Source organism: Paenibacillus sp. VMFN-D1 (assembly GCF_003386155.1).
GTDB classification, from domain to species: Bacteria; Bacillota; Bacilli; order Paenibacillales; family Paenibacillaceae; genus Paenibacillus_AQ; species Paenibacillus_AQ favisporus.
This window is the reverse complement of the sequence record NZ_QRDU01000002.1, coordinates 916,500-937,563: the sequence shown is the minus strand read 5'-3', so window position 1 is coordinate 937,563 and position 21,064 is coordinate 916,500. Positions and strand designations below refer to the sequence as shown.

Sequence of the window (21,064 nt, the reverse complement as noted above, 5' to 3'; positions counted from 1 at the left end):
CAGAGCCTAATTTCCGGCATCTGGGTGTTGGTCTATACATGCGGGCGAAAACCGTCATAAGATACACCGTAATCCAAAAGAGTTCAACTTTTTGAAGGAGGTTATGTTCAATGTCTCACGCTGTAGGCGGAGTTGGTTATGGTTACGGTCATGGCCTTTGGGGTTCCACAGGCGCCATTCTGGTGCTGTTCATCCTGCTCGTTATCATCACTCGCGCATTTATCTGGTAATTGATGATATGAAAAAAGAGGCGAAGTGCACGCGGCACTTCGCCTCTTTGTTATGTTCTTACTTCTCGAAAGAGTCTTCGCGTTTCGTAGTACGGCGTCCCTCGCTGCTGCTGGTCCGCGGTTTGCGGTCGCCGCGGTACGAATCACCGCGTCCGCTGTAGCTCTTGCTGTAACCGCCGCGTCCGTCGCCGCCGCGGTCACGGTTGTACCCTCCGCCGCTCCGGTTGCCGCTGCTGCCGCCGCGGTAGCCGCCGGACGGTTTGCGTCCGCTGCGCAGGTCCGGTTTGCCGCTGTGACGACGCTTGACGCGGATCGGGTCTTCCGGCGTCAGCTGGATATCCGAATCCTTCTTCTCGCCTGTCAGCATCTTCAATGCCGCAGACAGCAGCTGCACGGAGTCGTACTGCTCCAGCAGTTGGATGGCTAGTCCTTTGTATTCGTTCAATTCACCCTTCTCCACGGTTTCAAGCAATCTTTCCGCCGTCACGCGCTGTTTGCCTTCGATGGCTTCAGCCAGCGTAGGAAGAGGCTTACGCGGAATCCGGTGACGGGTTACGCGTTCGATCAGGTGCAGGTGATCCATTTCGCGCGGAGTAACGAAGGTCCACGCGGTACCTTCTTTGCCGGCACGGCCGGTACGTCCGATCCGGTGCACGTAGCTTTCCGGATCCTGCGGAAGGTCAAAGTTCACGACATGGGTAACGCCGGATACGTCCAGGCCGCGGGCCGCAACGTCTGTAGCTACCAGGACGTCGATGCTTCCGTCACGGAATTTGCGCATTACGGTGTCGCGCTGGTTCTGGGACAGGTCCCCGTGCAGGCCGTCCGCGGAATATCCGCGCTTCTGCAGGGCTTCGGCCAACTCGTCGACACGGCGCTTCGTGCGTCCGAAAACGATGGCAAGCTCCGGAGATTCCATATCGATCAAGCGGCTGAGCGCTTCAAACTTCTGGCGTTCCGGCACTTCGATATAAGCCTGGTCGATCAGAGGTGCGCTGACTTGTTTCGGAATAACGGAAACATGCTCCGGATTTTTCAAAAATTGCTGAGCCAGCTTCTGAATGTTCGGCGGCATCGTCGCGGAGAACAGCATCGTTTGGCGTTCTTCCGGTACCAGCTTCAGGATCGTTTGGATGTCTTCCATGAAGCCCATATCCAGCATTTCGTCAGCTTCGTCCAAAATGACGGTTTCGACGTCGTCCAGGCGGATCGTTTTGCGGTTAATGTGGTCAAGCAAACGGCCTGGCGTACCGATAATAATTTGAGGCTTCTTCTTCAGCGCACGGATCTGGCGTCCGATGTCTTGACCGCCGTAAATCGGCAGCGAGCCAATTCCTTTGAAACGGGTCAATTTTCCGATTTCCTCTGCGACCTGAATCGCAAGCTCCCGGGTAGGTGTCATAATGAGGGCGACGATTTTATCCGTATCTTTGGAAATTTTATTAATCAGCGGAATACCAAAGGCAGCGGTTTTGCCTGTACCCGTCTGTGCTTGGCCAATCATGTCCCGTCCGCTCATTGCGATCGGAATGGATTGTGCCTGAATCGGTGTCGCTTCCTCAAATCCAAGCTCCGTAATGGCCTGCAATACCTTTGGTTCGAGGCCTAATTCTGCGAAATTTTTCAAATTTTTCATACTCCTTCTATAAAGTGGACATACCACAATCTTGTCTGTATTCTTAAGTAGCGGTAAACATTATATAGGGTAGCCAAACTTCGATCAAATGTTTCATGGCTTCGATTCTCTATAGCGTTTATCCGGGCAAACAAAACAGCCTACAGAATTTAGTAAACGGTAATTATTCTCCTGAAACAATGCAAAATAATACTATTGTACAACCGTACTCAAGAACATCTAATACATTATATCACAAACCAAATTACAAACACCAGTCAAGCTGAAACAACTTTCACTCGTCTTGCAGAAAATTACATAATGAGGTGATGAGCTTGGAGCTCAAAAATATTTGGAAGTATGTGGTTGTAGTCCTTGGTGCGGCTTTTATTGCCTGCGGATTCAATTTATTTCTCGTTCCGCTTCATTTGCTGAGCGGGGGCGTGTCGGGCCTGTCCATGCTCGTGAATTATTTTACACCGATCAGTCTCAGCGTTCTTTATTTCGTGTTTAACATACCGATGCTTGTCGCCGGCTGGTTCCAGCTCGGCAAACGCTTCATTGTTCTGAGCATTCTTTCGGTCGTCGCCACGACGTGGCTGATCGCGGTAGTCCCCGAAACGTCCCTCGTGTCCGATACGCTGCTCGCTGCGGTATTCGGCGGCGTCCTTGTCGGGATCGGGGCAGGCATCTCTTTTCGGGCCGGCGGCTCCTCCGGCGGGTTCGATATTATCGGGTCCATCGTTACGCGTTACCGCGACTTCCCGATCGGAAACATACTGGTGGCCATGAACGGGGTCGTCATTCTCGCAGCCGGTTACTTACAGGACAATTGGAACCTGGCGCTCGCCTCCATCGTTTCCATCTTCGTCACGGGCAAGGTCGTGGACATGATCCACGTCAGCCATTTCAAGGTCACCGTGTACATCATCACGAACGAGACGGATGCCCTTCTTCAGCAGCTGCTGGAGCGGCCGCGCGGCGTAACCAAGATCAAGACGCAGGGCGCTTTTTCCAATGTAGAAAAGGATATGCTGATGACCGTTACCACACGGTACGAATTGGCCGAGCTGAAGCGCATCATCAAGCAGACCGACCCCAAAGCGTTCGTCAACATTGTCGAGACCGTCGGGGTCATGGGTTCCTTCCGCAGAAGCTGATTTTTGTATGCGCTGTGTAAAAAAAACACCAAATGTGGTATATTAATAGTGCGCGCTTCCTACAATAGTTCCATGAGATTAGGATAGACCCGAATTTCCCAAAGCACCAAAACGCTTTTCCGATTCGCCTTGCGTTGGATCATCTGACTGTGAAGATTCGAAGGAGGAAAGGGTGATTTTTGTGGAAATGGAAATGGAAACGGTAAAGTTGTCCCAAATCGTCATGAAATGGTTCCCGGATATGATGCCATTCTTGAAGCAAAATGAACTGAATTCCCTCATTGTGCTGCGGGACGGACTTAGCATTCTGGAACAAGAAGATGCCATGGAGATCATCCAGTACAGCATCTGTGAACATCAGAGCTCCGCGCTGCTTCATTGATTTATAGCAAGTAGCAAGTGCTTGAATAACATGCCATTCGCGAATGGCCGCTTTCAGCGGCAGCGCGGGTGGCATTTTTATTATCCTGAAGCGGCCACCGGGCACGGGAACTGCAATTTTGTCAAAATGTTGGAAGTCGCTTTTCCCGCAAGTATTTAAGCATCCCGGTGGCAACCCTACGGAAGAGGGAGACCGTTTGATTCCAAGTTTATTCGTTTAAGAAAAGGAAAGGCGACCAGATTTCAGCCGCACAGCCTTCGCCAAATGATTACAAAGCTGTTGCACCAAACAGGAGGTCGTTCCGATATAATTGACATGTAAAGCCATTCAAGGGGAGAGAGGATTATGAATATTATTTGGGCGCTGCTGCTGTTGCTCGGCAGCAGTGCCGGTCATCCGCAGCAGGACAGCAATCATCCGTTAAGCCAATTGTTTCAGGCAACCGTTCATTCCGCAATGATCGCATCCCAACAAGACGTTCCGGTCAGCGCAGACCACCCGCCCGTCAAGGTAGATCCGCAGGTCACCGCCCCCAAAGTCAAAGGGATTTACGTTACCGCATACAGCGCCGGCGGCTCACGCATGAATCAGCTGCTGGATCTCATCGACAAAACCGATTTGAACGCCATGGTGGTCGACATCAAAGACGATGCAGGATACATAACCTATAAGACGGACAATGCCACGTTGAAGCAGATGGGCAAACCGCAGCCGTTCATTCACGACATCAACCAGCTAATGCAGCGCCTGAACAAGCATAAGGTGTACCCTATCGCCCGGGTGGTCGTATTCAAAGATACGGTCCTTGCCAAGAAGCGGCCGGATCTGTCGTTCAAAAATCCGGACGGAACCCTCTGGGAGAACGGCAAAGGCGACAGCTTCGTCAACCCGTACAGCAAGGAAGTATGGGATTACAACATCGCGATTGCCAAGGAAGCGGCCAAGCTTGGCTTTAAAGAAATTCAGTTCGATTATGTACGTTTCCCGGAAGGATTCGAGAAGCGGGCCGATACGCTGAAATACGTCAAGAACGGTAAATCCCGCGTGGATACGGTCGCAGAGTTCGTCCAGTATGCCCGCAAGCAGCTGGCCCCTCTCGGCATTCGCGTGTCGGTGGACATATTCGGCTATGCGGCGTCCGTTCCGGCGGCCGAAGGGATCGGTCAGGATTTCGGCAAAATCTCCGAAAACGTGGACGTCATCAGTCCGATGGTGTATCCGAGCCATTACACGACGGGCTGGTTCGGTGCCCAGGATCCGGACAAGGAGCCTTACAAGACGATCAAGGGCTCTATGGCCGATACGCACAAAAAGCTGGATCCGCTCAAAGACCGCAAGCCGATCATCCGCCCGTGGATTCAGGATTTTACGGCAAGCTGGCTCGGCAGCGGCCATTACGAGAAGTACGGCAAGCAGCAGGTACAGGATCAGATTCGCGCCTTAAAAGACGCCGGCGTAGACGAATACTTGTTGTGGAACGCTTCAAACCGTTATTCCCAAGGCGTGGCCTACAAATAAGAGGTACCGTCTAGATCAAACGGCATGATTATATACGCACTTCCTTATCCCGGCGGCTTTCGCCGGGTTTTATTTATTTGGAAATGCCCCTGTTCAAACCGGTGTGCCATGGTTTACAATAATAGTCTTGTCACCTTTATGTCAGAATTCAAGATATCTGTGAGGCTCATTTTATTATGAAAACAACAATGTCGCTCAAGCAAAAAACGATGCAGTTTCTCGTCATCCTGCTGCCGATTCTGGTCACGCAAATCGCACTGTCCGCGATTACGTTTTTCGATACCAACATGTCCGGCCGGGCCAGCTCGACCGATCTCGCCGGTGTAGCGATCGGCACAAGCCTGTGGATCCCGCTGCAGACCGGCCTGAGCGGTATCCTTATGGGCATGACCCCGATCGTGTCGCATCTGGTCGGCGGCGGAAGCCGCAATAAAGTAGCGTATCACGTCGTGCAGGGCCTGTATCTCGCCGTATTGCTGGCCCTTGTGATCCTTGGAATCGGCTCGCTGCTGCTTCCCGTTATTTTGGACGGGATGAACCTGGAAGGGAATGTACGGGACATCGCTTTCCGCTTTTTGAGCTATCTGTCCATAGGCATCGTCCCGATGTTCGGTTATACCGTGCTGCGAAGCTATATCGATGCCCTGGGACAGACCCGGATTTCCATGCTGATCACGCTGATCTCGCTGCCGATTAACGTCGGCTGCAATTACCTGCTGATCTTCGGCAACTGGGGCTTTCCCCGCTTGGGAGGCGCAGGCGCGGGAATCTCATCCGCCATCACTTATTGGTGCGTGTTCCTGATCGCGATCCTGTTCATCCACCGGCTCCATCCGTTCACCGATTACGGCATTTTCCGGAAGCTGTACGGTGTATCGCTTTCTGTGTGGAAGGAGCTGCTGAAGATCGGGGTGCCGATCGGCTTCTCCATCTTTTTTGAAACCGGAGTATTCTCCGGCGTTACCCTGCTGATGAGCCGCTTCGACACGGTGACGATCGCGGCCCATCAGGCGGCGATGAATTTTGCGTCCACGCTCTATATGATTCCGCTCAGCATCAGTATGGCGCTCACCATTCTGGTCGGCTACGAAAACGGGGCGGGCCGGCTGCGGGACGCCAGACAATACAGCAGGCTCGGGATTTCCACCGCGGTGGGCCTTTCACTGGTTACCGCCGTCGTTTTGCTCGTAGCCGGACGTTATGTGGCCGGATTTTACTCAGAGGAGAGCCATGTGATCGAACTGATTCAGCATTTTCTGATCTATGCGATTTTCTTCCAAATCTCCGATGCCGTAGCCACCCCCGTTCAGGGCGTACTGCGCGGATATAAAGACGTCAATCCGGCATTCATCATTACGTTTATTTCGTATTGGGTCATCGGACTGCCCGTGGGCTACCTTCTGGCCGAGTTCACCCCGCTTCAGGCCTACGGCTATTGGGTCGGCCTAATTACGGGACTCGCGGTCGGCGCGGCACTTCTGCTCGGACGGCTCGTTAAGGTCCAGCGGCGGTTCGCTGCCCTAAGCCGAGCGTAACCGCCCAGGTTCCCCCGAGCAGTTACTTAGACTTGGCTGCGCAAGCGAACCCGGCATACCACTCCCCCACTTTCGCTCACTACAAAAAGGCGCTGCAGGGTTAACCCCCCGCAGCGCCTTGTCTGTGTTACCGTTATGTTTATTGCGAAAGCCGTGAAGCGAGCTCATACAGCTCCCGGTTAAATTCCTTCTTCGTGTTGACGACCTTATCGATGTCTGTCAACACGAGCTCGCCTTTGATGATCCCGCAGGCCTTGTCGGATTCACCCGCGATCAGCATACGCACCGCAAAATCGCCCAGTCGGCTCGCCAGATTCCGGTCCGCCGGAGTCGGCGTTCCGCCCCGCTGGATATGTCCAAGCACCGTTACCCGCGGTTCCAGAGTAGGGCAGCGGTCGGTCAGGGCTTTGGCAACCTCTTCCCCGCTTCCCACACCTTCAGCCACGAGCACGATACTGTGCCGTTTGCCATGAGCAAAGTTCTGCTTCATCCGCTCCGTAATTTCATCCATGTCATGCGGCATTTCCGGCACGAGGATCGTCTCCGCACCCGAAGCGAGGCCCGCATGCAAAGCGATATCTCCGCAGTGTCTTCCCATGACTTCCACAATGGAGGACCGCTCGTGCGAGGACATGGTGTCGCGCAGCTTGTTCACCGCATCAACGACGATGCTGACGGCGGTATCGAATCCAATGGTGTAATCTGTAAACGCGATATCGTTATCGATCGTTCCGGGCAGCGCCATCGTATTGATGCCGAGTTTGCTGAGTTTATTGGCACCCTGGTATGAGCCATCGCCGCCGATGACGACAAGGCCGTCGATTCCGTGCTTGCGGAGGATTTCCGCACCCTTCTGCTGGCCTTCCGGCGTCATAAATTCCTTACAGCGTGCCGATTGGAGAATGGTGCCACCGCGCTGGATAATATCGCCCACGCTGCGCAGATCCATCGAAAAGATGTCGTCGTTCAGCAGACCGTGATACCCGCGCTGAATGCCGTAAACCTCAAGTCCGTGATACAAGCCGCTGCGTACGACGGCGCGTACGGCTGCGTTCATCCCTTGCGAATCTCCGCCACTGGTTAATATTGCGATTTTTTTGACTGCCATGTTATTTCCTCCTCTTATCACTCGTACAAATGCTTGCGGATCCACCGGCTGTTGAAGAAGAAGAATAAGCGGGTAAGCGGGCTTCCCTTCATCAAACGTTTGGATACGGAGCGAACTTCCTGCTGCTCGCTGACTTTGGGATCGGATAAATAGATTGCCAGCAGCCCCTCAATGATCATCCGATGGAACGGGGGCACCGGGATGGCTGCAACATCCTTCCGGGCCGATTCCACAATAAAGGCAATCCGGTCCAGCATGACTTCGGGGCTCTCATAGTAATTGCAAAAATTGAGGTCTCCGCCAAGCCGATCCTCTTCCTGATCAATCAGGTAATCCAGCATAATATGCAGACAGCAAACATGTGGAAAATATGACGCATGAATGGAGGCGGCGGCAGAGCTGCTCAAATGGCGGTCGCTTGCGGCCAGAAAGAGCATGAACACGCCCAAGGTCGAACCGGTTGCCGCGGCGAACTCGTTCCATTGAAGCTGGGGAGTCCGTTCACGATGAAGCTCCCACCACGCAAGCAGCGCCGGTTCTCTTAACTCCGGTTTGATGTGCTTGTAAACCTGCAGGTCGGTATACAGGCCCGCTAAATCCCGGATAAAGGGCATCGCGGCAGCGTAGCCGGGCAGCTGGCGTATGCAGCTTTGGCAGGTTGTCACCAACCCATGCAAATAACCTCCGTCATTTTGCTCCTGACGAAGTGCATAGTAATTGACAGGTTCAGCCGCCGGGTCGATCGCATCCAGCATCGATTGATGAAGCAGGCGGAAATCTTCGGCTTCCATGGATGTGCTGCGGTCACACAGGTTATCCAGATAGTCGCTGATCGTCTGATAGGCCACGATGAGCTTGGTAAGTATAAGCCGCTCCGGCAGCGGAACGGCGGCGTAGACGCCTCCGCCCTCACAGTGAAATTGCTTCGTCTCTATACTCGCCAAGGCTTGCTTTCTCAGCTCGGGATCAGGGATGTTCCCTGCCTTCCTCCGCCATCCGTCCAGTTCTTTTCGCACTTCCGGCAATATATGCTTGTACACCCGGCTCATTAAACTGACAGGATTCCGGGGAACTTGATATCGAGTTTGCCTATTTTCATTCAAGACGGTGCCTCCACATTGTTGTCTACTTGTATCGATCCTAATGTCCTTTATTATAATATGGTCCTGGAATTTGCACAAATAAACCGTGCATGAATCCTCCCTTTTTTTACAACAATATGTGTCCAATTAAAGGAGTGTGCCGGGATCTCCTCGAAAAGGTAAGCTGAAAGATTCCACTGCAGCAGCATATGCTCATCTATAGTATAGCGGGCGGTATCCTCCTGCAGGGTGACTTTTTGCACAAAAATCACAAAAACATCGGGGTATTGATCATGAAACTAGAACAATCGACACCAGACGTCAATTGGCAAAGGGCATTCACCTTTACCATCTATGGGACCAGCGTTCTGGTCGCCTCCTACTTCCAGCTTTACTTCAGCCACCTGGGCTTCAGCAGCTCGCAGGTCGGCTATCTGTACGCCGTCGGGCCCTTCATCTCCATCTTCTCCAACATGTTTTGGAGCATGGCCAGCGACCGCTACCGGACGACCAAAAAGATGATGCTCCTGCTGTTTGCCGGACAGCTGGGCATGGGCCTACTCCTGTCGGCCACTTCTTCCTTTTATGCGGTATTCGCATTGATTACGGTCTTCTACTTTTTCTACTATCCGGTATTTCCGCTGTCGGATACGATGTCGATCCAAACCGCCCAGAGGCACGGGAAAAACTTTATCGTCATCCGGGTCTTCGGTTCGATCGGCTATGCCTTCTTCGCCCTGTCCATCGGCTATGTTCTTGGCAACGTCGGTATTTCCCGAACGCTGCTTCTGGCCATCATCATTGCTGGAGCCTGCCTCCTGCTCGCCACAAGGCTCAGGGACGGCGTCAAAACGAACGGTCAGAAGATGGAATGGAGGGGCTTGTGGAACGTGCTTCGGCAAAAAGAAGTGTTGTGGTTTTTCGCAGGCGTATTCTGTCTCGCTCTCCCCTACCGGATGAACGAAGCGTTCCTGACCTTGACGCTCAAAAGCATGGGCGCTAGCGAGGGGCTGATCGGCTGGTCCCTGCTCGCGGCAGCCCTCAGCGAAATTCCGGTCTTCTTCCTGCTCAGCCGCTTCGGAGAGCGTTTCAAGGAGCTGCCGCTCCTCGCCCTGGCCGCGTTGATGTTCGCTCTGCGCTTCTTCTTGATGTCGATTGCCGATCACCCCGGAACGGTCATCGCGGTCCAGACTTTACACAGCGTAACCTTCGGCATCTACTATGTGACAGCAATCCGGTACATCACCCGGATCATTCCGGATGAATTCCGGGCGACGGGACTTGCGCTGTTTACGATCGTATGGTCGAGCGCAGCCGGGCTCGTCAGCGGAACGTTCGGTGGCGTGCTGTATGAGCAAACCGGGCGCACAACCTTCTATTTCATCGCCGCAGGGCTGGCTTTGGTCGCCTGCGCCGGTTTTTTGGCGAGACACCTGCTCGGAAATACCAAGGTTCCGGGCGTTTCAATGGACAGCCGCAAGATGTAAACCTTCAAAAAAAAAGCCCATTTTCTAACCGCGGAGAACGGAAGAAAACGGGCTCTTCTTATTTCAGAAAAATATATGGTAACAAAAAGGCACAGTCCCCGCATGAGAACTGTGCGTAATAAGCAATTGTTAACCAAAACTTATAAGAAATCCGTTACCGGAGTCAATCTTATAATTTGATTACGTTAGCAGCTTGAGGGCCACGGTTGCCTTCAGTAATTTCGAATTCAACTTCTTGACCTTCGTCCAAAGTTTTGAAGCCGTCTCCTTGGATTGCGGAGAAATGTACGAATACGTCCTCGCCGCCTTCAACTTGGATAAAGCCATAGCCTTTTTCTGCGTTAAACCATTTAACTGTACCTTTCAAATGAACAACCTCCTAAAAATACCGCCATCTGTGGCGAATAAATACATTATACTTCATGAACTTTGACAATGCAATCGCTCTTTTTCGTCCGAAGCTTCTTTTTAAGGAATGGCATTTGTAAATCTCATCCAGGCTGAACCATTCCGTTATCGCAAGAAAAACTAGCGCTAATTGCGGCCTGTCTTTAATGAATTATGCGTGGATGACGTTTTTCTTATTTGCTTTTACACAAGCCTCTGCGGTATCATTTTACCAAAAGACCAAACGGAGAATGCGACATGATCAAAAAACATGAAATATACAAAAAAGACAAATGGAACATGATGACTGTCGAGGTCCAGGGCCGCTACATCGTCCTGCGGGAAATTTCCGATCAATGGGGCGAAGAGACCCACACCTTTATGAGCCGTCCGGCCATGATGCAGTGGGTGAACAACCGCTTTCCGAAGGAAGATTACCAGGGCAACGAGGATGAATGGCGTCAAATCATGAATGCGTTTAAAGAGGTATAATTCAGGATGGAATACGGCAGCGTCCTGGTCTTTGTTATTTTGGCCTTCTGTTTAGGCGCAGTCTTGATCATGAAGAAGGATACGATCCCGCCGAAGCTGAAGCGCGGTATGGCCATCATCGCCCTCACCATGATCCTGGTTGCCTTTTTCCTTATTGTATACAATTTGCTTACCATGGGTTCCAGCCCTAATGGAGGATAAATAATCTTTTTCGGGTAAGGTCATACTAAGGGGTATATTTCTTCAAGACAGACCGTCAGAGGAGGCCCCCTTTCGTGAAATACTCGAAGACCCTGAAGCTTGCCGTCGCCATCAGCATGCTCTCGGTCCTATTTGTTCCTCCTGCGGCTTCTTCACACGGAGCCCGATTCATATTAACCCAACAGTCAAGGAGGATTCCGATGGAACAATTACCGAAACGTTCAGAAGTACCCGCCGAGCACAAATGGAAGATTGAGGACCTGTTCGCCAGCCAGCAGGCTTGGGACGAAACGTATGCCGAGCTTCAGCAGGAAGTGAAAAAGGCCGCCGATTTCCAAGGCAAGCTGGATAATGCGGCAGCGGTGAAGGACTGCTTCGCCCTGGAGGATGAAATCTCGCTGAAGACGGAACGTTTATACGTGTACGCTCACCTGCATCACGACGAAGATACAGCCAACCCTACATACCAGGCCCTTTCGGCCAAAGCCAAAAAAATGAGCGTACAGGTGGGCGAAGCCCTCTCCTTCATCACGCCGGAAATTTTGTCGCTGCCGGACAGCAAGCTGGACGAATTTATTGCCGATCCACAGCTTGCCGAATACAAATTTACGCTGACCGAAATGAAGCGCGAGAAAGCGCATGTTCTGTCCAAAGCGGAAGAAGCGCTGCTGGCCCAGGTCGGCAACCTGTCCCAGGCACCGCAGACGATCTACGGCATGCTGAACAACGCCGATCTGAAATTTCCGAAGATCAAGGACGAGAACGGCAAAGAAGTTGAGCTGACCCACGGCAGCTACATTCAGTTCCTGGAGAACCCGAACCGCGAAGTCCGCGAGCGGGCGTTCAAAGCGGTGTACGAAACGTACGCCAAGCAAAAGAACACGATCGCGTCCACACTGAGCGCCAACGTCAACAAGAACATGTTCTACGCCAATGTGCGCAAGTACCCTTCCGTGCTGGAAATGTCCCTCTACGGCGACAATATTCCGAAGGACGTGTATACGAACCTGATCGACACCATCCATGAAAGCCTGCCTCTGCTGCACCGCTACATGAACCTGCGAAAGAAGCTGCTGGGCGTGGATGAGCTGCATATGTACGATCTGTTTGCCCCTCTCGTCGACGAGTACAAAATGGACATTACGTATGAAGAGGCGAAAAAGACCGTATCCGAAGGCTTGAAGCCGCTCGGCAAGGACTATCTGGCTTCCCTGCAGGAAGGCTTTGACAACGGATGGATCGACGTTTATGAAAATGAGAACAAGCGCACTGGCGCTTACAGCTGGGGCGCCTACGGCACGCACCCTTATGTGCTGCTGAACCACAAGGAAAACCTGAACAGCATGTTCACCTTGGCGCACGAGATGGGTCATGCGCTGCATTCCTATTATTCGGACAACGCGCTGAAATATCGCGACGCGCAGTATACGATCTTCCTGGCGGAAGTGGCCTCCACCACTAACGAAGCGCTGCTGATGGATTACCTGCTCAAGAAATCGACCGATCCGAAGGAAAAAATGTACCTGCTGACTTATTATGCAGACCAGTTCCGGACAACGGTATTCCGTCAAACGATGTTCGCTGAGTTCGAGAAACTTGTCCACGAACGTGCGGAGCAGGGTGAAGCATTGACGCCTCAGGCGCTGTCGGAGATCTATTACGACCTGAACGTGAAGTACCACGGCAAGGACATGGTCGTCGACAAGGATATCGAGATGGAATGGGCTCGCATTCCTCATTTCTACACCAGCTTCTATGTGTACAAATACGCTACGGGCTTCTCCGCGGCGACCAGCTTCTCGAAGCAGATTCTGGAAGAAGGCCAGCCGGCCGTCGACCGTTACCTCGGCTTCCTGAAGAGCGGAGGCAGCGACTTCTCGATCAACATTCTGAAGAAGGCCGGGGTCGACATGTCTTCGCCACAGCCGGTCCGCGAAGCGATGAGCGTTTTCGAGAGCGTCATCGAGCAAATGGAACAGCTGACAAAATAAGTTGAACGGCCAGGCTTATGAAAATCCCTTGCCCGCGGGGGCGGGGGATTTTTCTACTGTCTGCAGGAGAGGGTGTTTTCAAAGTGAAAATGCAGTGGTCACTCATATTCGGGCTTCTGTTTGCGCTGCTCACCGCGATTTTTGCCGTGATCAACGTCGATCCCGTAAAGGTCAACTTTATGTTTGCCGAGGTGAACATTCCGCTGATTCTGCTCATTCTCGGATGTACGCTGATTGGCGGGATCATCGTCGGATCCTACGGAATTTTCAGGCAGTACAAACTTCAGAAAACAGTCAAACATCTGTCGGCCCAACTGGCTCAGGTCCAGGCCGAAACGGGGTATTACTTCCCGGATCCTGCCGCTAACAAGGCGGGCTCTGACGAAGATGCCGGCGGCTTGAAGCCGTCGTAAATGAGGAATGCAATTCTAACGGAGGAGAACCGTGAACATGTCGATACAACCCAATGAACAATACGTTTTAACCTTTTTGAAAAAGCTGCTCGACACGCCGAGCCCTACAGGATTTACAGGTCACATTATGAAGTTCATCGAAGAGGAAGCCGCAAGCCTGGACATTCCGCTGACCCGGAATCATAAAGGCGGGGCGATTCTGGAGGTACAGGGCGAGGATCCTTCCCGCACGGTCGCACTGAGCGCCCACGTAGATACCCTCGGGGCGATGGTCAGAGCGGTCAAGCCTTCAGGCACGCTGCGGCTGACGTCCGTCGGCGGCTTCATGATGCACAGCATCGAGAACGAATACTGCGTCATCCATACGCGCAGCGGCAAAACCTATACCGGCACGATCCTCAGCACCCATCCGTCGGTGCATGTCTACAGCGACGCACGCGATTTCAAACGCCAGGAGGACCACATGGAAGTCCGCATCGACGAGCTGGTGGAATCCAAGGAAGACGTGCTGAAGCTGGGCATCGGGGTCGGCGACTTCGTCTCCTTCGATGCGAGAGCGACGATTACGGACAGCGGTTATATCAAGTCCCGTCATATTGATGACAAAGCCAGCGTTGCGGCGCTGTTCGGCCTGCTGGAGTCGATGAAACGGGAAAATTGGAAACCGTCCACCAATGTCAAGCTGCTGATCTCCAACTATGAAGAAGTTGGACATGGCACCGCCTATATTCCTTCGGACATCGATGAGATGATCGCCGTGGACATGGGCTGCATCGGCGACGACCTCAGCTGCAAGGAGACCGACGTCTCGATCTGTGCGAAGGATTCTTCCGGTCCGTACGACTATGAGATGACAAGCCGGCTGATCGAGCTGGCCAAAGCCGAAGGCATTCCTTACGCCGTGGACGTGTATCCACACTACGGCTCGGACGCTTCCGCCGCCCTGTCCGGCGGGAATAACATTCGTGCCGCGCTGATCGGGCCGGGCGTTCACGCTTCCCACGCGATGGAGCGCACCCATAAGCAGGCGGTGCTGAATACGGTCAAGCTGCTTGCGGCTTATATCCGCGGGTAACGCGCCTGCTATTTTCATCAGCCATATGCCGGGCTCTCGCCCGTCAAAGCCAAACCGGCTGTCCATTCGGACAGCCGGTTTGTTCTGTATGGTGCTGAATCACAATATCAGCAGCGTTTATACATTGATTTCGTTCACTAATGCGAAATCTCGATCCGCACGCCAGGCTCACGCGTGTATCAACGTCCTCCGCCGGAAGGTATTGCTGCCTGCACGGGGCCGGATTCCGCGACCGGGTTATTGCCTGATGCTGCCTGCTCGGAGGGCGCCGAAGCGTTTCCTGCTCTCTCAGCCGGGACAGCATCAGCTTGAACACTGGCCCGCGCTTGCGTGAAGATTGGTGCCGTCTCACGAGGGGCCTGCGCCCCGGCCCGTACTGAAGCGGCGTTCTCGCTTGCTCCGGATTGCGCAGTCGCATCGCCGCCCATGGTGGAGCGGGCTGCTTTCGGCGAATAGACCGAAATGTGATCCAGGCGCTTGGTGGCATGCGGCCCGACGAATTTCAGCTCGTAATCGCCCTCTTTATAGGTAAGTACATCATCCGATCCGCTTGTCTTGACGGAGCTTGGTTTGCCTAAGGTTTTCTCGATTTCCTGGAAGCTGATTTTGCTTAGATCGGTGCTCTTATCCGTACCCGATCCGAAATAACGGATGTCGTACACCACTTCGCCCTGCCCGATGCCAAAAGCATAGCTGCCCCGGCCCGCTCCCGGCGAGTAAGAATCATAGGCGTAACGGTCGGTCGGCTGCCATGGCCGGTCCGGCTCACCCCAGGCGGCATGCACGTCCTCAATCGTTGTTTTGCCGGATACAAAGTCAGCGCCCTTTACTCTGCCTTTCTTGGCTAAAGTGGCGATATCCTTGATTTGCTGCTGGTGTCCGCTTGTTGCACTGCCGGTCCCGGATGTGGCGCCTGGTCCGCCACCCGCAGAACCGGTGTTGTCACCTGTAGTGGAGCCTGTGCCTGCGCCATTGCCTGCATTGTCAGATCCGGAATCGGAGTGGCCGCCGGACTCGTTCTGTCCATCCCCATTTTGGGTCTGCCCATTCGATCCATTACCGTCATCCGAGGGGGTCGTGCCCGAATCTGTATTGGTGCTTCCGGCCGGCGGAGACGCCTGATCCTGTGTGGATTTTCCGTCGGTCAAGGCACATCCGCCTAAGGCGAGCACAAGCACCAGACCGATCACCGTCCAGCGGATAGAAGCCGGTTTAAACGTTTTAATCATGAGTATCCTCCTTCTCAGCTGCCTGCGTGAAGCAGATAGTCTTGCGGTTCCCGGAACATAGGCATCCGTCCGGTATTGTTCCAAAAGCGTCAGAATCGTATGCCCATACTGGGCGATTTGGTTCGGATCCATCCGTCTCAATGCCAGCGCATCGGCGGACAGCTCCTGATCCTCCCGCATCCGGTAGAACCCATACCACAACAGCGGATTATACCAATGAAAGGCGAGGAGGATCTGCGCAACCCAGTTCAGCAAAATATCCCATCTTTTCGCATGCGCCAATTCGTGCAAAAAAATATGCTTTTGCTGCGCCTCTTCAAGCTCCGCAATGCCCGGCGGCATGATCATCCGCGGACGCAGCACCCCAAACAGCGTGGGCGAGGAAACGGCGGGTGATATCTTCAGCCCGATGCTTCGCCTCACGCCCATGCTGGCTTTAACCTCTTCAAGCATTTGAACCATTCCCGGGTCTGCCGCTTGGGCATGTCTGCCGAGCAGCCGTGCGTAACGGATATTCGCGATGGCAAGCCGGATCAGCAGGAGCGACGCCCCGGTCAGCCAGACCGCCATCAGGATCGAACGGACGGATAACCCGCTATCCTTTTGCTCTAGAGCTGGAGTTCCGGATTCATGGCCCCCCGTAAGTTCTCCAGGGAATAAATCGGCCTCGTCCCCCACCTTCACCGGTGGCAGTGCTTGGCCGGAAGAAGGGGGTTCCGGCGCCTGCTGCCCAAACAAGGCGTTTCCCTGCCCTGCCATGGAGAAAAGGTTCCCCATGCTGAATGAACTTTCAGGCCCGCCCGGGATGATCAATCGGAGAATTAACAGCAGCCACAAGGCGTAATGCCACTCGGTTTTCAGCCATCTGCCGAACACCCGCTTCATCAATAAAATCAGGACCACCATCATACCGGCCAGCAGCGTCGTATGGATCATCCAGTCAAACAAATCGTTCAGCAGGGGGTACAGGTTTCCCGGCATGCTTATCCCCTCCCTTCCGATCTGCCCGTCTCATCCAGCAGTTTGCGCAGCTCGGCGATCTCCTCCTGCGACAGCTTCTCCTCTTTGAGAAAATTCACGAGCAGCGGCTTGAAGGATCCGCTGTAAATGCGCTGTAAAAAGTTCTTCGTCTCCGCCCGCTGGCATTCTTCCTCCGAGACTAGCGGGAAGTACCGGTATGGGCGGCTGTCCGGATCGAATGAAGCGGCCTCCTTCGCGACGAGACGGTTCAGCAGCGTTCTGACCGTCTTCGGGCTCCAGTCCATGCGGCCGGCCAGAACGTCAATGACCTCACCAGCCGTCAGCGGGGAGCCGGCCCACAGCACCTTCATGACCTCCCATTCGGCCTCGGAAATGACGGGAAGTGGTTTCACGGTTTACTCTCCTTTCTAGTGATCACATTTGTAGTCATCGTATGCATCCAATATTACACATGTAATCCAGGATGTCAATCCGTTCTTTGCCCTGAAAATGCCGCTTGCTGAAAATACGCAGAAAAAGGGCGCTCCCATCAACTTTTATGGGAACGCCCTAATATACTAACCTTCAGCTCCTTGAGCCGCTTCAATCTAAGCCTTGCTCTGTTCAATTTTCTCCGCCAGCTCGTTCAGATACGTCCAGCGGTCCATCAAATGCTCCAGCTCCTGCTCGGCTTCCTGCTGTGCCTGCAGCAGCTCCTGCAGTCTCGCCGAATCGCTGAACGCGGCTTCCATCTCCTTCTGTATGCCCTCCAGCTTCTGCTCGCAGGCTTCAATCAGCCCGTCGATCTGCTCAAATTCGCGCTGCTCTTTATAGCTGAATTTCAGCTTTTCCCGCGTCGCTTCTTTCGCCTGAGCCGAAGGCTGGGCCGCCTCCTGAGAGGCGCCTGCTTTCTTCGGACCGTCTGTAGGGGAGCCACCTGCGGCAGACGGCACATTCTTGCTCATCCATTCCGCATATTCCGTGTAAGCCCCCACATGGACGCGAATTGCCCCTTCGCCTTCGAAAGCCATAATCTTCTCTACGGTGCGGTCAAGAAAGAAGCGGTCATGGGAAACCACGAAGACTACGCCCGGAAAATCGTCCAAGTAATCTTCCAGCACGGACAGCGTTTGAATGTCGAGATCGTTCGTCGGCTCGTCGAGCAGAAGGACGTTCGGGGCTGACATCAGCACCCGGAGCAAATACAGGCGGCGCTTCTCTCCACCGGACAGCTTGGAGATCGGCGTCCACTGCATAGCCGGCGGGAACAAAAAGCGTTCGAGCATCTGGGAAGCGGTGATCTGGCTGCCGTCATCGGTCCGGATCACTTCCGCTCCTTCCTTGATGTACTCGATCACCCGCATATTGCCGTCCATTTCCTGATGCTCCTGGGTAAAGTATCCCAGCTTGACCGTCGGTCCGACCACGATTTCGCCCTCATCGGGCTGGAGCCGCCCGGCAATCAGGTTCAGCAGCGTCGATTTGCCGCTTCCGTTCGGGCCGACGATGCCGACGCGGTCGCCGGGAACGGCAATATAGCTCAGATCGCGGATCAGCGTCCGGTCACCGGCCTTTTTGGCCAAATGCTCGATCTCGAGGATTTTCCGGCCGAGCCGGGTCGATAGCGCGGCCATGTCCACATTCCCGGCACGCTGCGGCCCCTTCTGATCCTTCAGCGCCTCAAAGCGTTCGATGCGCGCTTTCTGCTTCGTCGATCTCGCTTTGGCCCCGCGCCGGATCCAGGCCAGCTCCGTCCGCAGCAGGTTCTGGCGCTTCTGTTCGGAAGCCGCCTCCCGCTCTTCACGCTGGGCCTTCAGCTCCAGAAAGGCCGAGTAATTGGCCTCATAGCGGTACAGCCTGCCCTGGTCCAGCTCCAGCATGACATTCGCAACACGGTCCAGGAAGTACCGGTCGTGCGTAATCATCAGCAGCGCACCGCGGCGCTTCTGGAGGTACTGCTCCAGCCAGGCGACCGAGTCGTTGTCGATATGGTTGGTCGGCTCGTCCAGAATGAGCAGCTCGCACGGCTGGATCAAGGCGGACGCCAGCGCGACACGCTTCCGCTGGCCGCCGGAAAGCGTCCCCATCAGGGCATCGAAGCTTGAAATGCCCAGCTTGGACAGGATGGTCTTGGCTTCGCTCTCCAGCTGCCACGCCTGGAGGGCATCCATTTCCTGATTCAGCTTAAGAAGCTTCTGCTGCAGCGATTCGTCCGAAGGATTCAGCTCGACCCGTTCCATCGTCTCCGTATAGTCACGGACGATCTTCATCTGTGGATCCTGGCCCTGGAACACCTGCTGAAGCACCGTCATGCCCGGGTCAAAATCAGGATTTTGCGCCAGATAGCGAACCCGGACGCTGTTACCGATGGAAATCTGGCCTTCGTCTGGAGGCTCAAGTCCGGCGATGACCCGCAAAAAGGTGGATTTGCCGGTGCCGTTGACACCGATGATCCCGATTTTATCCTGATCCGCCATCCCGAAGGACGCGTCCTCAAACAATACCTTCTCTCCGTAGCTTTTGGAGATATGTTCAACTGTCATTATGTTCATAGCTATTTCCCCTACTCATCCAGCGATTTTCTGCTTCCTTTATATTAACACAAAAACCGCCCAAAGGCTGGGCGGCATGTATGCTGTGCTTCTGTCAGATGTTGAGAGCGGGTTGTCCAGGGCGAACTGCGCTTTCCCAAGACGCGGGGTAAAAGGGGAGCGGGGCTGCCTTAAGCGCTTTAAGCCCTTAAACTCCCGAAAATCATGGGAAAAGCAGCAGCGCGGCCGCGAGGGCTGCTCCCCCTCCGATGAAGGAGGAGACGATATTGACGGCGTCGTTGTTCATGAACCGCCATCCGCCCATACGGCGGGTCGGGCTTCCGCAGTGCGTCATGACCTCGACCTCTTTGCCGCACACCGGGCACTGGTACATAATCTGCACGGATGCGCCGAGGATGGAATCGGCGAAAGCCCCGGCCAATCCGCCGACTATACCCAGCACCAAGTCCAATGCCAGCGAATGGGTAACCGGCCCGGACAGCCGTTCAAACAGCCAGGCGAAGAGGCCGATCAGCGCCCCTCCTCCCGCGGCGGCGGTGCTGCCGAGCAGCGACACCCCTCCCGACGTACCGGGAGGGAGCACGCGCCCGTTCAGGACCGAACGGGGCGGCTTGCGGCTGAGGCTGCCGAGCTCCGTAGCCCAGGTATCGGCCGTTACTGCCGCCATGACGCCGATGAAGGCAAACACCCAGCCCTCATGCGGCCAGAAGGCATTCATCACGCACAGCAGCATGCCGGCGCCCCCGTTGGCCAGCACTTGTCCGGCGTCCCGGTTGCCCGTTTTAGCGTATGATTTTTCCAGCTCAGCCTTCCGGCTTGCCTTCACCTTCGACAGCGCCGAGGAGCTGATAAAAAAGACGAGCAGGGTGCCGAACCACAGCAGATTCCCCGCTCCGAAATAAATCGTCCCCATAACGAAGGCGCAGATCGCTCCCGATATGGTGAGCGACCGCTTCCAGTACGCAGCCCCGGCAACAATGAGCGCGCACAGCGCCCCGATGATCCACATCATGACGGTTTAGCCGATGCGGCAGCTTCCAAGCTGCTCTTCGCCCCAGCCTAGAGCGAACGTATCGCCTTCGGATGCCGGGCCGACGCCAGCCGGCGTACCGGTAAAAATCACGTCGCCTTCGCCCAGTCCGTAACGCGCGCCGATATAATCCACGATTTCCTGGAGGGAGAAAATCATATCCCGCGCATTGCCGCGCTGCACTTCCTCATTATTTTTCAAGACGGTAAAATCCTTCTCCGTCACGCTGCCGGTTCCCGGAAAAGGAATGAAGCCCGTAATGGGAGCGGAATTTTTAAACCCTTTGGCCGCTGTCCACGGGTGGCCCTTCTTCTTAATGACCGACTGCACGTCCCTCAGCGTAAAATCGATGCCAAGCGCCATTTGGTCCACCAGATCATCCACCACGGCTCCAGGCTCATAATCACGCGCGATGCGGATGACGATTTCGCCTTCGTAATGAACCTCCCCCTGATCCTTCGGGAGAGCGAGAACGGCATCTTCAAGCGGAACGACCGCATGGGACGGCTTCATAAAGATCATCGGCTCGGTCGGAACCTCGTTGCCGAGCTCGGCGGCATGCAGTTTGTAATTTCGGCCAACACAGTATACGTTGCGAATCATCTCGATCATCCTTT

The 21,064-nt window shown here is 54.4% G+C and carries 20 protein-coding genes; 11 read left to right on the top strand and 9 right to left on the bottom strand.

All coding sequences use genetic code 11. From position 1 onward, the window contains the following. The first annotated feature begins 110 nt into the window (after positions 1-110). Positions 111-230 carry a YjcZ family sporulation protein gene (locus C7820_RS33695; protein WP_208629305.1) on the top strand — a complete coding sequence of 40 codons (120 nt, stop codon included), beginning with the start codon at positions 111-113 and terminating at the stop codon, positions 228-230. Positions 231-288: 58 nt separating this feature from the next. Here C7820_RS33695 and cshA read toward each other — a convergent pair whose 3' ends face one another. Then, on the bottom strand, positions 289-1,857 hold the full coding sequence (gene cshA, locus C7820_RS19820; RefSeq protein ID WP_116232459.1) for a degradosome RNA helicase CshA: 1,569 nt from the start codon (positions 1,855-1,857) through the stop codon (positions 289-291). A gap of 323 nt (positions 1,858-2,180) precedes the next feature. On the opposite strand from cshA, the gene C7820_RS19815 reads away from it, so the two are divergent. The 4 genes from C7820_RS19815 to C7820_RS19800 all read left to right on the top strand — a co-directional run bounded on the left by C7820_RS19815 (position 2,181) and on the right by C7820_RS19800 (position 6,440). After that, positions 2,181-3,005 (top strand): YitT family protein, encoded by an 825-nt coding sequence (locus tag C7820_RS19815; RefSeq protein WP_397334191.1) that lies wholly within the window; start codon positions 2,181-2,183, stop codon positions 3,003-3,005. 187 nt (positions 3,006-3,192) lie between these two features. Beyond that, positions 3,193-3,387: a hypothetical protein gene (locus C7820_RS19810; protein WP_076170738.1), complete on the top strand. Its 195-nt coding sequence runs from the start codon at positions 3,193-3,195 to the stop codon at positions 3,385-3,387. Between the two features lie 345 nt (positions 3,388-3,732). Further along, the gene (locus C7820_RS19805) at positions 3,733-4,905 is read left to right on the top strand and encodes a putative glycoside hydrolase (RefSeq protein WP_116232457.1); all 1,173 of its coding nucleotides are present in this window, start codon (positions 3,733-3,735) and stop codon (positions 4,903-4,905) included. Positions 4,906-5,081: 176 nt separating this feature from the next. Next, positions 5,082-6,440 (top strand): MATE family efflux transporter, encoded by a 1,359-nt coding sequence (locus C7820_RS19800; RefSeq protein ID WP_116232456.1) that lies wholly within the window; start codon positions 5,082-5,084, stop codon positions 6,438-6,440. A 139-nt stretch (positions 6,441-6,579) separates the two neighbouring features. On the opposite strand, the gene pfkA is transcribed toward C7820_RS19800, so the two are convergent. Beyond that, complete coding sequence (gene pfkA / locus C7820_RS19795; RefSeq protein ID WP_076170243.1) at positions 6,580-7,548, bottom strand: 6-phosphofructokinase; 969 nt, start codon at positions 7,546-7,548, stop codon at positions 6,580-6,582. A 17-nt stretch (positions 7,549-7,565) separates the two neighbouring features. Next, positions 7,566-8,597 carry a tetraprenyl-beta-curcumene synthase family protein gene (locus C7820_RS19790; RefSeq protein ID WP_116232455.1) on the bottom strand — a complete coding sequence of 344 codons (1,032 nt, stop codon included), beginning with the start codon at positions 8,595-8,597 and terminating at the stop codon, positions 7,566-7,568. Between the two features lie 326 nt (positions 8,598-8,923). Here C7820_RS19790 and C7820_RS19785 point away from each other — a divergent pair, with 326 nt between their 5' ends. Beyond that, the gene (locus C7820_RS19785; protein ID WP_116232688.1) at positions 8,924-10,117 is read left to right on the top strand and encodes an MFS transporter; all 1,194 of its coding nucleotides are present in this window, start codon (positions 8,924-8,926) and stop codon (positions 10,115-10,117) included. Positions 10,118-10,286: 169 nt separating this feature from the next. On the opposite strand, the gene C7820_RS19780 is transcribed toward C7820_RS19785, so the two are convergent. Beyond that, entirely contained in the window at positions 10,287-10,484 is a 198-nt protein-coding gene (locus C7820_RS19780; protein ID WP_068694440.1) for a cold shock domain-containing protein, read from the bottom strand. Positions 10,485-10,762: 278 nt separating this feature from the next. Between C7820_RS19780 and C7820_RS19775 the strand changes: the two genes are divergently transcribed. The 5 genes from C7820_RS19775 to C7820_RS19755 all read left to right on the top strand — a co-directional run bounded on the left by C7820_RS19775 (position 10,763) and on the right by C7820_RS19755 (position 14,676). Further along, a complete protein-coding gene (locus C7820_RS19775; protein WP_076170246.1) occupies positions 10,763-10,996 on the top strand; it encodes a hypothetical protein in 234 nt (77 codons plus the stop codon). Positions 10,997-11,002: 6 nt separating this feature from the next. Further along, positions 11,003-11,197, top strand: a complete 195-nt coding sequence (locus tag C7820_RS19770; protein ID WP_116232454.1) for a hypothetical protein — start codon at positions 11,003-11,005, stop codon at positions 11,195-11,197. Positions 11,198-11,397: 200 nt separating this feature from the next. Beyond that, entirely contained in the window at positions 11,398-13,188 is a 1,791-nt protein-coding gene (pepF, locus tag C7820_RS19765; protein WP_076170248.1) for an oligoendopeptidase F, read from the top strand. Positions 13,189-13,271: 83 nt separating this feature from the next. Further along, positions 13,272-13,601, top strand: a complete 330-nt coding sequence (locus tag C7820_RS19760; protein ID WP_116232453.1) for a LapA family protein — start codon at positions 13,272-13,274, stop codon at positions 13,599-13,601. Between the two features lie 37 nt (positions 13,602-13,638). Next, positions 13,639-14,676 (top strand): M42 family metallopeptidase, encoded by a 1,038-nt coding sequence (locus C7820_RS19755; RefSeq protein ID WP_116232452.1) that lies wholly within the window; start codon positions 13,639-13,641, stop codon positions 14,674-14,676. Between the two features lie 179 nt (positions 14,677-14,855). On the opposite strand, the gene C7820_RS19750 is transcribed toward C7820_RS19755, so the two are convergent. The 5 genes from C7820_RS19750 to C7820_RS19730 form a co-directional block, all read right to left on the bottom strand. After that, complete coding sequence (locus tag C7820_RS19750) at positions 14,856-16,886, bottom strand: M56 family metallopeptidase (RefSeq protein ID WP_116232451.1); 2,031 nt, start codon at positions 16,884-16,886, stop codon at positions 14,856-14,858. Between the two features lie 2 nt (positions 16,887-16,888). Further along, the gene (locus C7820_RS19745) at positions 16,889-17,278 is read right to left on the bottom strand and encodes a BlaI/MecI/CopY family transcriptional regulator (protein WP_116232450.1); all 390 of its coding nucleotides are present in this window, start codon (positions 17,276-17,278) and stop codon (positions 16,889-16,891) included. Positions 17,279-17,473: 195 nt separating this feature from the next. Then, on the bottom strand, positions 17,474-19,417 hold the full coding sequence (locus C7820_RS19740) for an ABC-F family ATP-binding cassette domain-containing protein (RefSeq protein WP_116232449.1): 1,944 nt from the start codon (positions 19,415-19,417) through the stop codon (positions 17,474-17,476). A 202-nt stretch (positions 19,418-19,619) separates the two neighbouring features. Continuing rightward, positions 19,620-20,429, bottom strand: coding sequence for a DUF92 domain-containing protein (locus C7820_RS19735; protein WP_116232448.1), 810 nt, complete (start codon positions 20,427-20,429; stop codon positions 19,620-19,622). 6 nt (positions 20,430-20,435) lie between these two features. Next, entirely contained in the window at positions 20,436-21,059 is a 624-nt protein-coding gene (locus C7820_RS19730) for a fumarylacetoacetate hydrolase family protein (protein WP_105441584.1), read from the bottom strand. Positions 21,060-21,064 lie beyond the last annotated feature (5 nt).

Bases quoted from the DNA above. Each gene is read 5' to 3' on its own strand.
- C7820_RS33695 (WP_208629305.1), top strand. From the start codon at position 111: ATGTCTCACGCTGTAGGCGGAGTTGGTTATGGTTACGGTCATGGCCTT.
- C7820_RS19810 (WP_076170738.1), top strand. From the start codon at position 3,193: ATGGAAATGGAAACGGTAAAGTTGTCCCAAATCGTCATGAAATGGTTC.
- C7820_RS19805 (WP_116232457.1), top strand. From the start codon at position 3,733: ATGAATATTATTTGGGCGCTGCTGCTGTTGCTCGGCAGCAGTGCCGGT.
- C7820_RS19800 (WP_116232456.1), top strand. From the start codon at position 5,082: ATGAAAACAACAATGTCGCTCAAGCAAAAAACGATGCAGTTTCTCGTC.
- pfkA (WP_076170243.1), bottom strand. From the start codon at position 7,548: ATGGCAGTCAAAAAAATCGCAATATTAACCAGTGGCGGAGATTCGCAA.
- C7820_RS19790 (WP_116232455.1), bottom strand. From the start codon at position 8,597: ATGAGCCGGGTGTACAAGCATATATTGCCGGAAGTGCGAAAAGAACTG.
- C7820_RS19785 (WP_116232688.1), top strand. From the start codon at position 8,924: ATGAAACTAGAACAATCGACACCAGACGTCAATTGGCAAAGGGCATTC.
- C7820_RS19775 (WP_076170246.1), top strand. From the start codon at position 10,763: ATGATCAAAAAACATGAAATATACAAAAAAGACAAATGGAACATGATG.
- C7820_RS19770 (WP_116232454.1), top strand. From the start codon at position 11,003: ATGGAATACGGCAGCGTCCTGGTCTTTGTTATTTTGGCCTTCTGTTTA.
- pepF (WP_076170248.1), top strand. From the start codon at position 11,398: ATGGAACAATTACCGAAACGTTCAGAAGTACCCGCCGAGCACAAATGG.
- C7820_RS19755 (WP_116232452.1), top strand. From the start codon at position 13,639: ATGTCGATACAACCCAATGAACAATACGTTTTAACCTTTTTGAAAAAG.
- C7820_RS19750 (WP_116232451.1), bottom strand. From the start codon at position 16,886: ATGCCGGGAAACCTGTACCCCCTGCTGAACGATTTGTTTGACTGGATG.
- C7820_RS19740 (WP_116232449.1), bottom strand. From the start codon at position 19,417: ATGAACATAATGACAGTTGAACATATCTCCAAAAGCTACGGAGAGAAG.
- C7820_RS19735 (WP_116232448.1), bottom strand. From the start codon at position 20,429: ATGATGTGGATCATCGGGGCGCTGTGCGCGCTCATTGTTGCCGGGGCT.
- C7820_RS19730 (WP_105441584.1), bottom strand. From the start codon at position 21,059: ATGATCGAGATGATTCGCAACGTATACTGTGTTGGCCGAAATTACAAA.